Here is a 13,151-nt window from a genome sequence, read left to right on the forward strand (position 1 = left end):
CCGCCGATGCCCTCGCTGCGGCAGGAGCACACTGCCGCCCGGCTCTTGACCCATACCCGAGAGGCGGCGCACGCGGCCGAGGACGGGTGGTGGAGCGTCGGCGTGGCCCTGTTCCTCGTCGGGCCGGCCTGGGATGCGGTGAAGCTCCCCGCTCCGCTGGTGCACGGCCTCGCGGAAGGCGGTGACCGTGGGCGCGTACGGGCCATACTCCACCGCTTCGGCGTCACCGGCCCCGTCTTCCTCAACCGCGAAACCTACGTCGCCCTCGTACCACCCGGCACCGCCGCCACATGGAACGCGGCAGCGGAGTGCGTCACCACCACCGACCGCGAAGCCCACTACATGGGCCTGCCCGCACCCCATGCCTGCGATGGGCCGTGGGCCCACTGGGTGATCCCGCCGGGCACCGTTCTGAGCCCCTCGGCCGCCGTCCGCGACCTGGTCGCAGCGGGCGCGTACATCGACAGCACCGACACCGCCGAGGCCGCCGACGCCGAGGAAGCCGAGGAGGCCGACTCGTGAGCTACCCCGGCAAGCGCCGCCCGGCGCACCCCTCCCTCGACATCAGCCCAGCCCTCGCCGAAGCCATGGAGACGCTGCAACTCGCCATGTGTCTACGGGCCCTCGACGACGCCCGAACTGCCGTCTACGCCCACCAGACCCGCCTGCCGGACGAGGTTCTGCTACCGATCACGGGCGCGTTCCGGGCGTTGGACGACGCCGTGCGCATCGCGAAGGCCCGCAGCCGCCAGCACCCCCAGGACCGCCCATGAACACCGCCCGCCCCCTCTCGATGGCCCACTGGCTGGCCGCCTCCGCCCCGCGACCCGACGCCGTGCTCGACCTTTGGGCCCAAGGGCGGACCGCCACCGTCGTCACCGGCCCGTACTGGGACACCGTCGAAATCCCCCTCGGCCTCTCCAGCCGCACCGCGACCTTCCTCACCTATCGCGGCCACCACATCGGCCCCCACCTTCTGTGCGGCGCGGAGCGCACCGCCTGGTGGCTCGTACCGACCGGCGGCGGCCAAACGCTCGCCGACGTGGGGCAGTTGAGGGTGCTGCCCCCTGGTTGCCCGATCATCGCGCCACGCCCCGGCGCCTACACCGGCAACCGGCTCTGGATCCTCCCCGAACCCACCATACGAACCCCGCGCCCCTGGTTGCGGCTCACCTCGCCGCAAGCCCTGCGCGCGGCCATTGGAGAAGCCGGCCGCTCCCGCCCCCCGAGCCGCGTCAGCGCCCCGGCGGCGGGGTGGCGATCTTGAACTCGTTGCCCAGCGGGTCGAGCAGCCCGGCCATCCGCCCGTAGGGCGTGTCAGCCGCGGGCTCGATCAGCCGGGCGCCGGACTCCACGGCCGCGGCCACCGCGGCATCGACATCGCGTACCTGGAAGTACGGCCGCCAGTGGGGAGCGGTCTCCTGCCCGGCCTGGAAGACTCCGGCGCGCGGTTCGCCGCCCGCGTGGAGGGTCCAGTACTCCATGGAGACCTCGGGCGGCGTCTCCATCCGCTGGACCTCTACGTCCAGCAGCGCGCCGTAAAAGTCGGCCGCCGCCTTCCCATCGTCGGTGACCAGCTCGAACCAGTACAGGCAGCCGGGCTCCGCCGTGAGTTCGAAACCGGGGAACGGGCCGGCCTGCCACATGCCGAACGCCGCGCCGGTCGGGTCCGTGGCGTGGGCGAAGCGGCCGACGCCGGGGGCGTCCATGCCCGCGACCACGACCCGGCCGCCCAGCGCCTCGATCCGCCGGGACGTGGCGTCCACCTCGTCCACGGCGAAGTACCCGGTCCAGGGCATCAACGGCTCGTCCGGCGGCATGAGTCCCACGCCGGCCACGGCCTTCCCGCCGACCGTCTGCACGGCGTACCTGTTCGGGTCGTCCGGGTCCGCGTCGCCGGACCAGCCCAGGAGCGGCTGGTAGAAACTCAGCAGTCGGTCCTGGTCGCTCAGCAGCGTGTCCAGCCAGCACACCGCGCCCTGCGGGTGCGGCAACGTCGTCTCAGGCATGGGCCGATCCTCCGCATCCCCTACCTACCCTGTGTCACCTCATACGGCCAGACTGGCATGCTCGGTGGGCTCGTGCCAGGTCGGCAGGTTGGCAGGTCGGCAGGTCGGCGGTGAGGGCCCCGCCGCGAGGATGTGGACTTTTAGTGGACTCCGGGACTCCGGGACTCCGGGACTCCGGGACTCCGGGACGCCGGGCCTTCCGGACTCCGGGAACGAAAAAAGCCCCCGATCGCGATCGATCGGGGGCCTTCGCGCTGGTGGGCACAGCTGGTTTCGAACCAGCGACATCTGCCTTGTAAGGGCAGCGCTCTACCGCTGAGCTATGCGCCCGTGGACGAAAGGACAGCGTACATGGCCACGGCGGGTGGGCCATACCCGGGCCGCACACGGGCCGCGCACGGATCACACACGGGTCGCGCCCTGGCCATTCCCAGGCCGTACCCGGTGGGGCCAGAGGGAGAAGCGGGGGTTAACCCCACCCCCGTTCCGGTAGTGAACTGGATCGATTGCGCAGTGATCGATTCGTAGGGTTGCGGTGACGGTGCGGCCCGCCGGCCCGCATCGGATGATCTTGTGTTCTGTAGCGAAGAAAACCTGGAGACCGCCGTGGCATCCCGCCCCCGCCCGTACACCCACCGCACCCGGACCGTCGTCCGTACTTCCCTCGTCGCGGCGTCAGTACTGGTGGCCGGGGTCGCCGTGGCCGGGTGCGGAGGGGATGCCTCGGACGCGGAGCCGGAGCACAAGTCGTTCTCGCTCAGCGGGCAGGCGCTGACCGTGGACAGCGACAACTCGGAGGTCGAGGTGGTGACCACCGGCGCCGAGGACGGTAAGAAGGGCGGTAAAGACGGCACGGGCGGCAAGGACGTCAAGGTCACCCGGTGGTTCAAGGGGAAGAGCATCGCCGGGTCCGCCAAGGCCGACTGGGAAATGAACGGGGACACCCTGAAGCTGCGCATCCATTGCAGCGGCATCAGCACCACCTGCTCCGCCAAGCACAAGGTCGAGGTGCCGGCCGGCGTCGCCGTGACCGTCAAGAGCGACAACGGACCGGTGAAGGCCGAGGGGATCGCCGCCCCGCTCCACCTGGCCACGCACAGCGGCGCCGTCTCCGTGCGGGACGCCGCCGGGCCGCTCGACATCAGCACCACCAACGGCGCCGTCAAGGCGACCGGCGTCGCCTCGTCGCAGGTCAGGACGGAGACCACGAACGGGCCCGTGCACCTCGCGCTGACCCGCGCCCCCGACCGCCTGTCCGCCGTCACCAGCAACGGTTCCGTCGACATCGAGCTGCCCCGCTCCCCGTACAAGGTCGACGTCGAGACCAAGAACGGCTCGCAGTCGGTGAAGGTGCCGCGCGACGACGCGAGCAAGCACGCCGTCTCGGTCCGCACCGACAACGGCCCGGTGAAGGTACGCACCGCGAACTAATCGGCCGGTGTGTTCGTCCTTAACGGGTGGGAGAATGGCATCCGGGCCAGGGGCGATCCATCGGGAGAGGGCACGTGACGGCGACACTCGCGCAGTCTGTACGGCCGGCGCGGCCGGTACGCCGCCGATTCGCCGGCGCCGCGACGGTCCTCGGCGAGAGCGTCGCGCTCGTGCTGCTGCCGCTGCCCCTGCTGATCGCCGCCGCGCCCGCCGCCTTCGCCGGAGGCGGCACCCGGCGCTGGGGCTGGGGCCGCGGCGAGGGCCAGCGGGCCGACGCGCAGGCCGCGAAGGACGCCGCCGCCGCGGCCTTCTACGAGCTGGACACCGCCCAGCGCGACCTCCAGATCTCGATCGAGACCATCACCGCCGTCGACGACTCCCCCGCCGCCCGCAAGGCCGCCGCCGACTTCGCGGCGTTCGGGGACCGCATCGACCAGGTCTCCAGCGCGTACATCACGGCCGTGGACAGCCACGACCTCGACCGCGACGACCTCGACGCCGGGGCCGCCGCCCGCGCCCGCAGCGACCTGTCGAAGGCCAAGGACGAGCTGGAGCGGGTCAAGGGCGACCTGGAGCGGTTCGGGCAGGGGCTCGCGCCGCTGCTCGGCACGGCCGAGACGCAGCTGGCCCGGCTCGCGCCCGCCGTGGAGCGGGCCCGGCAGGGGCTGCTGGCCGCGAGCAACGCGCTCGACGCGGTACGGGCCTCCGGACTCGGCGCCGACGACCTGGCCGCCCGGCTCGCCGCCCTCGCCCCCGAGCTGACCAAGCTCAACCAGGGCGCCGGGCAGCACGGCGTGCCCGAGACCATCGCCCGCGCCGACCAGGTGCTCCGCGAGGCCGAGGCGATCCGCGGCGAGGCGGACCGGCTGCCGGAGAAGGCCGCCGAGATAGACAAGCGGCTCGTCTCGCTGCGCACCCGCGCCCAGGCCATCACCACCCGTGCCGCCGGCGTCGCCCCGGTCCTCAGCGAGCTGCGCCGCCGCTACAGCGCCGCCTGCTGGCAGGATCTGCAACAGGTTCCGGAACAGGCCGAGCAGGCCGTGCGGCAGGCCGAGGAGAAGCTGCGGGAGGCCCGTACCGCCCGCGAGGAGCAGCGCTGGCCGGACGCCACGGCCCTGCTCTCGACCGTACGGGCCCTGCTGAACACCACCGACGAGGGGGTCTCCGCCGCCTCCGACCGGCTGCGCAGGCTCGACGAGGTCTCCTTCGACCACCAGAAGGAGGTCGAACGGACCCGGTTCGCCATCCGGGACGCGCAGCGCCTCGCCATGGCGGGGCGCGCCACCCCCGACCCGCGGACCGCCCGCCCGCTGGACGAGGCCGTGGCCCGCCTCGACCGCGCCGTCGACGCGCTGACCGGCCGGCACCCCGACTGGTGGCACTTCCTCACGGAGACGGAGGCGGTGCGGCAGACGGCCGCGCGCGTGGTCCAGGAGATCCGCGAGGCGCGCGGCGCCGGACACTAGACGGACATTAGACGGGCACCAGCCGGGCGCCGACCGATCAATATCCGCGCGATCGCCGGGCGCCGGCCCCGTGGGCCGGTCTGGACAGGGCTGAAACAGGGCTCGCTATGCTGCCTGGCATGCCCCGTTACGAATACCGCTGCAAGACGTGTGGTGTCACCTTCGAGCTCAAGCGGCCCATGGCCCGCTCCTCCGACCCCGCCAGCTGCCCCCACGGGCACGGCGACGCCGTGAAGCTGCTGTCCACCGTCGCCGTGGGCGGCGCCGCCCAGTCCCCGCAGCCGCAGTCCGGCAGCGGCGGTGGCGGTGGCTGCTGCGGCGGCGGTTGCTGCGGCTGAGTTGAGCCGACCGGCCCGTAGGCGGACCCTGGGAGTACGTACGTACGCGCGGCGCGTGCGCGAGGCGCGCGCGTCGGCCCGTACGTACGGATCACGGCCCAGCACGCACCTCCCAGCGCACCGCAAAGGAGGGCCGGAACCATGGCCACAGGCCACGCCACACCCGGGCCCGGACACGCGAGGCCCTGGCAGCCGCACCGCGGGCAGGCACGCCGGCGGCGCGCCACGCTCGACGAGCACCTGCCGACGGACCACCGCCTCAGCCGGGTCTACCGCGCCGGCGCCGGCCTCATGGGCCTGGTGCTGCTCGCCTTCGGCATCCTCGGGCTGATCGACAAGGTGGGGTTCTTCTCCACCCGCGGCGACACCGTCGCCGGTCTCAACACCAACGGCACGCTGAGCGTGCTGTCCATCGCCGTCGGCGCGCTGCTCTTCGTCGGCATGGTGATCGGCGGCAATTTCGCCTCGACCCTCAACATCGGGCTCGGCGTGCTCTTCATCCTCAGCGGCTTCGTCAATCTGGCCCTGCTGGACGGCGGCTACAACTTTTTGGCCTTCCGCATCCAGAACGTGCTCTTCAGCTTCGTCGTCGGCGTGCTGCTGCTGATCTTCGGGATGTACGGGCGGGTCAGCGGCGGGCTCCCGCACGACAACCCGTACTGGCGCGCCCGCCACCCGGAACAGGCCGCCCGCGAGGACCGCGCCCGCCGCCGCCGCGAACTCGGGAGGCTGACGGGCCCGCCGCACTCGGGCCCGCCGCGGTGAGCCGCGGGACTTGCGATCAGGCCGCGTCCGGGCCCCCGACCAGGCCCCTGCTCACGCCACTGCCCAGGCCCCCCGACCAAGCCACAGCTCAAGCCACCGCTCGCGCCACAGCTCAGGCCCCCGCGCGCTCCGGCGCGGCCTCCAGCAGTCGGCGGCGGATCTCCTTCTCCTGCGCCCGCCGCGCCGTGACGTCCCGGATGACCGCGCCGACATGGCCCCCGCCGCCGTCGGTGGCGGGCAGCAGCACCACGCTGAACTCGATCGACAGCTTCCTGCCGTCCGCCGCCAGCGCGGGCACGGCCAGCAGGTCGTCCGCGCCGTACCGGCTGGTGCCCTTCTCCATGGCCGTCCGGTAGCCGTCCCAGTGCCGCTGCCGGTGCTTCTCGGGGATGATCACGTCCAGGCTGCGGCCCTCGACCTCGGCGGCGGAGAAGCCGAAGATCCGCTCCGCACCCTGGTTCCAGTAGCGGATCAGCCCCTCGCGGTCGGTGATCACTATGCCGTCGGGGGCCTGGGCTGCCATGCCCAGCACCACCTCGGGGTCCAAGTTGTCCATGACGCCTCCAAGCCTGGGCGATCCGTCGCCGTGACCGCGCGGATCTCCTACGCACGACTGTATACAGTCGACCGGATGTGCGGCTACCCCGGTCGGCTCAGCCTCCCGCGACGGCCCCAGCGAAGGCCCGTACGATCTCCTCCCCCGCCGCGACCCCGCACGCCTCCACCGCCGTGACGTGCGGCGCGGACCAGCCCTCGGCCGCCAGCTCGCCGTGGCCCGGCCGCCAGCCGCGGTCGGCGGCGAGCAGCAGATCGGCGTCGAGGAGCGAGTCACCGGCGGCTAGCACCGTCTCGGCGCCCGTACGGCGGGCCACCTCCGCGACGGCCGCGCTCTTCGTGAGCGGCTTCGGCACCGCGTAGACCTTGCGGCCCTGCACGGAGACCGTCCAGCCGCGGCCGTCCGCCCAGGCCGCCAGCTCCTTGACCCAGGCGTCGGGCAGCAGGGCGCGCTCGACGACGAGATAGGCGAAGAGACCGGCGGCGGTGCGCTCCTTGAGGAGCCAGGCCGGGTCGGCGGTGCGCAGCAGATGGCCGCGGACCTCGTCGAGCCCGGCGCACTCGGCCGCCAGCGTCCGGCGCACCCGCGCCTGCCAGTCGGCGTCCGGCTCGCCGTGTACGAGCAGCTGTCCGCCGTTGGCGCAGATCGCGAACTTCGGTGCGGGGCCTGGCAGTTGGATGCGCTCGTACTGTTCGCGGGTGCGGGTGGTGGCCGGCACGAAGTGCGCGGCCGTGCGCAGTTCGGCGAGCAGGGCGGCGGCGGTCTCCGTCAGATAGGAGAGCGGCCGGTGCTCGTACACCTCGACGCAGAGCAGCCGGGGCGCTTCGGCGTCCGGCATCCGCAGGTCGAGGGCGGCGGCGGAGTAGATGAGGGTGCGGTCGAGATCGCTCGCGATCATGGTGGTCATGGCGGCAGGATCCTTCACAGCGCCGTCACCGCCCTGCCGTCCGCGCCCGTCGCGCCGCGCGTGTAGCGCGGGTGGATCAGCCCGACGCAGCTGTACGGCAGCTCGTCGACGTCCTCCACCGGCACCCCGCGCTGTTCGGCCAGCAGCCGTACGTGCGCGAGGTCCGCGCCCGCGCCCCGGCGGGCGAGGATCTTCCACGGGACGCGGCGCAGCAGTACGCGGGTCGTCTCGCCGACGCCGGGCTTGACGAGGTTCACGTCGTGGATGCCGTACTCCTCGCTGATCCGCTCGACGGCCGCCCACCCCGCCCAGGTGGGCGTGCGGTCCGCGGCCGCCAACTCCTTCGCGTCGGCCGCCACCTGCTCCTCCACCTCGCCGAAGCGGGCCTCGACGGCGTCCAGGAAGTGCCGGGACACGTCGGAGCCGGCCAGTTCGCGGTAGAACTTCGCGCCGTGGAAGTCGTCCGGCCCGACCAGGTCGGAGCGCAGCACGGTGCGTGAAATGAGCCCGGATACGGTCGAGTTGAGGCAGGCGGAGGGTATGAGAAAGTCGTCGCGCGTGCCGTAGGTGTCCACGCAGCCGCCGGGGTCGGCGAGCACGGCGATGCGGGGGTCGAAGCCTGCGCGGCCTCCGCGTCCTTCGACCTCCCGCAGGGCGTCGGCGAGTTCGCGGGTGATCGCGCCCTTGCCCGTCCAGCCGTCGACGAAGACGACGTCGGATGGGTCGTGACGGTCCGCCAGCCAGCGCAGCGCGGTCGCGTCGACGCCCCGGCCGCGCACGATCGAGATGGCGTAGTGCGGCAGGTCCAGGCCGTGCGCGTGGCGCGCCCAGCGCCGCATCAGCACGCCTACGGGCGTACCGGCCCGCGCGAGCGAGACGAGTACGGGCCGGGGCGAGCGCTCGGCGAGCAGGGTCTCGGTGACGGCGCCGACGGCGCGCGCGATACGGGCGGCGGACGCGTCGAGCGCGGAGCGGAACAGCTCCTGGTACGCCTCGCTCGGCTGGTACTCCACCGGCAGCGACTCCGCGTAGTGCGCGCCGCCGTTCTGGACCGCCTCCTCGCGCTCCTCCGTGGGCGCTTCGAGGGCCACCGCCGAGAGGTCCTGGAGCAGCCAGCCGACCTCGTCGGGCGCGTACGAGGAGAACTGGGGGCCGCGCAGCGGCTCCGGCAGGGGCGGCGTCTGCTTTTCGGCTGCGGCGGAAACGGACGGCCGGTAGGACGGGACCACGGCCAGCAGCACCTGCCCCGCATGGGCGGAGAGTTGCGCCAACAGCCCGCCAGGAGCGTGGAGTTCGTCCGTGTCGGCGGTGGAGTCGACGACCGCCACCACGGCGTCGAAACCGGCGCCCGCGACGTTGTAGGCGTACCGCTCGCCGGGCCCGTCGGCGGGCGCGTCGTGCGCGGGGAAGGCGAGGCGCGTACGGATCGCGTAGCCGGGGTCGTCCACGGCGAGGACCGGCGAGCGGGTGGTGGTCGAGGAGTAGACCTCGGCGCGGTCCCCCAGCGCGGTGTCGAGCGCGTCGGCCAGCCGCAGCGGCGCGTACATCAGCTCTTCGAAGCCGAGGACGAGTACGCGCCGGGGCGCCGTGGCGCCGCCGTCCAGAGCCTTGGCGATACGGGCCGCCATCCCCGGCAGCGCCGCGTCCAGCGCCGCCCGGTGCCGTGGCGTGAAGCCGTGCCGGCCGCCGTCGGGCAGCCCGTCGGGCCAGCCGAGCTCCACCCGCCGCACGGCGCTGCGACCCCGAGGCGCAGCGTCCGCATCCGTCAACCCTTCGTGCTCCGCGACGAGTTCACGCCCCCGCTCCAGCACCCCCTCCGGCAGCCGCACCGTGCCGGTGGCCAGGGCCACCAGGTCGATGCGCGCCCCCAGTTCCGCCGCGAACTCCGCGAGCCGCGCGCGGTCCGCCGGGGAGCGCATGTCGACGAGGGCGACGATGACGTACCGGTCGCGCGGGAAGCGGGCGTGCAGGGCGGCGATGGTGTTGAGGACCGTGCGGCCGGTGGAGAACTCGTCGTCCACGATGACCAACGGGCCGTCTCCGCCCAGGAGTTCGCGGTTCTCGGGGAGGAGGAGGTGGGAGGTGGCGTGGCTGTGCTCCTCCTCGAAGCCGCCCACGGGGGCCGTGCCCGCGACGGGACGGCGGGTCGAGTGGAGGTAGGGGGCGAGGGCCAGCCCATCCGCCGCGCTGTGGCCGAGGCCGGTGGCGGTCTCCGCGTAGCCGAGGACCACGGCGCGGGCGGCGTCCGCGTCGCCGAGCAGCTCCCGGACCCGGCGGCCGAGGCCGAACCCGGCCCCGTACACGGCGGCGGGCCGCTGCGGCACGTGCTTGCCGAGCACGTTGGAGACCAGCAGGTGGGCCCGCTTGGGGTTGCGCCGCAGCGCCAGGCCCAGCAGTTCCGGGAGCGCCGGGTCGCCGTCCAGTTCCACGCCCAGCCGGTCCGCGACCCACTGCCCTGACCACACCACGCCGTGCCCCATTCTCTCTTCGCCCTGTTCGCCGAACTCGTTCACGCGCTCCGCACCCCCGCCGCCAGCAGTTCCACGAAGCTGACGTCCTCCCGCGCGACGCCGAAGACGTCGGCGCGCAGCATGGTCCGCTCGGCCCACGCCCGGTGCGGCTTCACCTCGTTCATCTTGTTGGTGTAGGCGGACCGCAGCACTCCGCCGCCGTCGCGGCCGGGCCGCAGGATGTCCTCGGCGTCGCTGAACTCCTCGTGGCTGACGACGGAGAGCGCGTGCACGGGCGCGACGTGCGAGGGGTGGATGCACGTCTTGCCCTGGAGGCCGTTGGCCCGGTCGAGTTCGATCTCCCGCAGCAGGCCGTCGATGTCGTGCTCGATGAGGGCGGCGCGCAGCGCCTCGGCCGAGCCGGCGAACGGGCTGCGGCGCAGCTGCGGCTTGAACATCCGCTCGTGCTGCCGGAAGTACTCCCATACGGGCCCGGTGACCGTGAAGCCCGTGCCGTCGGCGCGGCCGAGGACGTTGACGACGTCGGCGATGACGGAGGCGACGAGCTGGACGTCGTACGCGGTCATGTCGGGGGCGCGGCGCAGCCCGTACGCGGAGCAGAAGTCGGTGACGCCGAGCCGCAGGGCGAGCACCCGGTCGCGGTACTTGTCGACGGTGCGGGCGATGCCGGCGAGCGTCTCGGTGCGGGTCTCCAGGTGGAGCAGTTCGGGCGATTCGAGTACGGGCATGGCGAAGAGCCGCCGCCCGTAGCCGTTCTCGGCGGCCAGCAGCGCCTCCAGGAAGGGGACGCCGCGCTCCTCGGTGAACTTGGGCAGCACGAACCCGGTGAGCAGCCGCCCGGCGCGGCCGAGCCGGCGGGTCAGGTCGGGTATCTGGCGGTCCGTGCGGACCCGGATGAACAGCAGCGGCAGGCTCGCGTCGGCGCCGCGCCCGTCGAGGTCGGCGAACTGCCGCACCAGGTTCTCCTCGGCGCCCGGCACGTCGGCGTCGTCGATGGAGTCCTCCAGGCACAGCACCATGGAGACGACGCCCCGGCCGGCCTGTCTGACGATGTCGTCGGCGAGGCGGGGGCGGGTGGCGGGGCTGTAGAGCGTGGCGCCGAGTGCGGTGGCGAGCGTACGGGCCGGGGAGGCGGCGGTGAATTCGCCGGGCTCCCGGTGGAACAGGGCCTCGCGTTCCTCGGGTGCCAGATATCCGAAATGCCTCATGGTTCTCTCCGTCGCGCGGCGGCCCTCCCTCGACCCGTCCGGTCCGGAAGCATGGCCGATTATCGTACGTCCGGCGGTGGGGCGAGAGTTCCCGGCGCCCGGGGCGGCGGCCCGCCGCCCCGGCACAGTGCCCTTCCGCGTCCGTACGGTGCCCTTCCGCTGCCGTACTGTGCCCTTCCGCGTCCGCGCGGGTCCGGACGGGCGGGCCCCGGGGGCAGACCCGGCCGGCCGTGCGGTCCCCCTGCGTTGTCCCCGCGCGGACCCAGCAGGCAGGATGACGGGCATGACGCACGCGATGCTGAAGGGGTCGAACATCCCGCTGGAGGCTCGGGCTGTACGGACCGTACTGCGCTGGACCCCCGGTCCGGGCGTCCCCGACGTGGACGCTTCCGCCCTGCTGATCGGCGACGAGGGGCGCGTGCGCTCGGACGAGGACTTCGTCTTCTACAACCAGCCCCGGCACCCGTCGGGCCTGGTGCGGCACCTGCCGAAGAAGCGGCTGCCGGAGGGGCTGACGGACACGGTCGAGACCGACCTGGCGGCGCTGGACGCGTCGGTGGACCGGGTGGTGCTGGCCGCGTCCTCGGACGGCGGCGCGTTTGGGCTCGTACGGGACCTGTGCGTCCTGCTGTACGACGCGGCGGCCGAGGAGGGGGGCGAGCCCGTCGCCCTCTTCGAGGTGCAGCCGGAGACCGGCGACGAGACCGCGATGATCTGCGGTGAGCTGTACCGGCGCGGAGACGGCTGGAAGTTCCGGGCGCTGGGGCAGGGGTACGAGTCCGGGCTGATCCAACTGGCCACGGAGTTCGGCATCTCGGTGGACGAGGGCGACGCCCCGGCCGAGGACGGCCCGGCCGCCCCCGCGCCGCCCGAGGCCCCGGCCCGGCCCGCGCACGAGCCGGCCTCGGAACTGCCGCCGGCCGCCGGGGCCGGTCCGATGCCGGCTCCGGCCCCGGCGGCGGACGGCGCGCCGCAGGACCCGCCGCGGCCGGGCGCGGGCTACGGCTACCCGCCGCCGCCCGTGGTACCGCCGCAGCCGGTCGCGCCGCCCGCGCCCGCCTACGGCTATCCGCAGCAGCCTCCGACGCAGCCGCAGCCCGCGTACGGATACCCGCAGTACCAGCCGCTGCCCGACCCGGCGTTCCGGCTGCCGCCGCAGGGGCCGCAGTTCCAGAACCGCTAGCGGTACAGGCGCACGACGGAGCCTGGGCTCAGACCTTGGACTTGAACCCCCGGCCCCATTGGAGCCCCCAGCCGTAGAGCCGGTCCAGCTCCGCCTGGAAGCCGTACACGTACTTCACCTCGCGGCGCAGGGTGATCTCGCCCTTGTTGTTCTCCAGCAGCGCCACGGCGCAGGAGCGGGCCTGCGGCGCCCGCTCGGCGAGCGAGATCTCCACGCGGGGGCCGTTGCCGGGGTAGAGGGTGACCATCGCGTGCGTACGGTCGAAGGCGGGCGTCCCGTCGTAGATGTAGACGAAGATCAGCAGCCGCTTGATGTCCTCGTGGTGGTCCATGTTGACGTAGATCGTCTCGCCGGACGGCGAGCCGAACCGGTCGTCGCCGCTGAGCTGCACGTACGGCGCGGTGTTCAGGCTGCCGAGGAAGTTGCCGAGCGGCTGTACGACGCCCTTGCTGCCGTCCGTCAGCTCGTACATGCAGGCGAGGTCGAGGTCGACGTTGACGACCGCGGGGCCCTGGGACTGGACGATCTCCGGGCGGAACTTGCCGAAGGGGTGGCGTATCCCGCCACCGCTGCCGCCCCTGCTCATCTTCTCGTCGAAGTCGGAGGTCCGCATCCGCCAGGACAGGTTGACCCGCAGATTGCCGGTGAGGGCGTTCTGCTTGGTCAGGGAGACCGAGGGATGCCGCTTGGTCAGTTCGACGGCACCGGACGAGCTGCCGCTGTCGAACTGCTGCGCCGCTCCGCTCCAGTTGCTGAAGAAACCGCTCCAGAATGCCACTTAACGCACACCCACCTCTCACCCCGCTCGGGCCAACTG

14 protein-coding genes and 1 tRNA gene are annotated in these 13,151 nt (G+C 73.1%); 8 read left to right on the plus strand and 7 right to left on the minus strand.

The features are described 5' to 3' along the window. Window positions 1-45 precede the first annotated feature (45 nt). The 3 genes from AB0I49_RS26340 to AB0I49_RS26350 are packed head-to-tail and all read left to right on the plus strand — an operon-like array spanning window position 46 to window position 1,267. The gene (locus AB0I49_RS26340; RefSeq protein WP_363229565.1) at window positions 46-522 is read left to right on the plus strand and encodes a hypothetical protein; all 477 of its coding nucleotides are present in this window, start codon (window positions 46-48) and stop codon (window positions 520-522) included. Continuing rightward, window positions 519-773 (plus strand): hypothetical protein, encoded by a 255-nt coding sequence (locus AB0I49_RS26345; RefSeq protein ID WP_363229566.1) that lies wholly within the window; start codon window positions 519-521, stop codon window positions 771-773. Before AB0I49_RS26340 ends, AB0I49_RS26345 begins: the two co-directional genes overlap by 4 nt. Then, window positions 770-1,267, plus strand: coding sequence for a hypothetical protein (locus AB0I49_RS26350; RefSeq protein ID WP_363229567.1), 498 nt, complete (start codon window positions 770-772; stop codon window positions 1,265-1,267). Before AB0I49_RS26345 ends, AB0I49_RS26350 begins: the two co-directional genes overlap by 4 nt. Here AB0I49_RS26350 and AB0I49_RS26355 read toward each other — a convergent pair. Next, window positions 1,236-2,009 carry a VOC family protein gene (locus tag AB0I49_RS26355; protein ID WP_363229568.1) on the minus strand — a complete coding sequence of 258 codons (774 nt, stop codon included), beginning with the start codon at window positions 2,007-2,009 and terminating at the stop codon, window positions 1,236-1,238. The two genes, AB0I49_RS26350 and AB0I49_RS26355, sit on opposite strands and share 32 nt — an antisense overlap. 255 nt (window positions 2,010-2,264) lie before the next feature. Continuing rightward, window positions 2,265-2,339 (minus strand) — tRNA-Val (locus AB0I49_RS26360). A gap of 276 nt (window positions 2,340-2,615) precedes the next feature. Here AB0I49_RS26360 and AB0I49_RS26365 point away from each other — a divergent pair. The 4 genes from AB0I49_RS26365 to AB0I49_RS26380 all read left to right on the plus strand — a co-directional run bounded on the left by AB0I49_RS26365 (window position 2,616) and on the right by AB0I49_RS26380 (window position 6,009). Beyond that, window positions 2,616-3,440: a DUF4097 family beta strand repeat-containing protein gene (locus AB0I49_RS26365; protein ID WP_363229569.1), complete on the plus strand. Its 825-nt coding sequence runs from the start codon at window positions 2,616-2,618 to the stop codon at window positions 3,438-3,440. A 74-nt stretch (window positions 3,441-3,514) separates the two neighbouring features. Further along, the gene (locus tag AB0I49_RS26370) at window positions 3,515-4,906 is read left to right on the plus strand and encodes a hypothetical protein (protein ID WP_363229570.1); all 1,392 of its coding nucleotides are present in this window, start codon (window positions 3,515-3,517) and stop codon (window positions 4,904-4,906) included. Between the two features lie 119 nt (window positions 4,907-5,025). After that, complete coding sequence (locus AB0I49_RS26375) at window positions 5,026-5,244, plus strand: zinc ribbon domain-containing protein (RefSeq protein WP_363229571.1); 219 nt, start codon at window positions 5,026-5,028, stop codon at window positions 5,242-5,244. A 141-nt stretch (window positions 5,245-5,385) separates the two neighbouring features. Then, window positions 5,386-6,009, plus strand: coding sequence for a DUF4383 domain-containing protein (locus AB0I49_RS26380; protein ID WP_363229572.1), 624 nt, complete (start codon window positions 5,386-5,388; stop codon window positions 6,007-6,009). 112 nt (window positions 6,010-6,121) lie between these two features. On the opposite strand, the gene AB0I49_RS26385 is transcribed toward AB0I49_RS26380, so the two are convergent. The 4 genes from AB0I49_RS26385 to AB0I49_RS26400 all read right to left on the minus strand — a co-directional run bounded on the left by AB0I49_RS26385 (window position 6,122) and on the right by AB0I49_RS26400 (window position 11,151). After that, window positions 6,122-6,565: a PAS domain S-box protein gene (locus AB0I49_RS26385; RefSeq protein WP_363229573.1), complete on the minus strand. Its 444-nt coding sequence runs from the start codon at window positions 6,563-6,565 to the stop codon at window positions 6,122-6,124. Window positions 6,566-6,662: 97 nt separating this feature from the next. Continuing rightward, entirely contained in the window at window positions 6,663-7,472 is an 810-nt protein-coding gene (locus tag AB0I49_RS26390; protein WP_363229574.1) for an HAD family hydrolase, read from the minus strand. Between the two features lie 14 nt (window positions 7,473-7,486). Next, the gene (locus AB0I49_RS26395; RefSeq protein WP_363229663.1) at window positions 7,487-9,952 is read right to left on the minus strand and encodes a phosphoribosyltransferase; all 2,466 of its coding nucleotides are present in this window, start codon (window positions 9,950-9,952) and stop codon (window positions 7,487-7,489) included. A gap of 29 nt (window positions 9,953-9,981) precedes the next feature. Next, a complete protein-coding gene (locus AB0I49_RS26400; protein ID WP_363229575.1) occupies window positions 9,982-11,151 on the minus strand; it encodes an HpcH/HpaI aldolase/citrate lyase family protein in 1,170 nt (389 codons plus the stop codon). Window positions 11,152-11,434: 283 nt separating this feature from the next. Here AB0I49_RS26400 and AB0I49_RS26405 point away from each other — a divergent pair, with 283 nt between their 5' ends. Then, entirely contained in the window at window positions 11,435-12,334 is a 900-nt protein-coding gene (locus tag AB0I49_RS26405) for a TerD family protein (RefSeq protein WP_363229576.1), read from the plus strand. A gap of 28 nt (window positions 12,335-12,362) precedes the next feature. Here the strand turns inward: AB0I49_RS26405 and AB0I49_RS26410 are convergent, their stop codons facing one another. Then, on the minus strand, window positions 12,363-13,112 hold the full coding sequence (locus AB0I49_RS26410; RefSeq protein WP_363229577.1) for a Tellurium resistance: 750 nt from the start codon (window positions 13,110-13,112) through the stop codon (window positions 12,363-12,365). Window positions 13,113-13,151 lie beyond the last annotated feature (39 nt).

Origin of the sequence: Streptomyces sp. NPDC050617 (assembly GCF_040654795.1) — a bacterium.
Classification (GTDB): Bacteria; Actinomycetota; Actinomycetes; order Streptomycetales; family Streptomycetaceae; genus Streptomyces.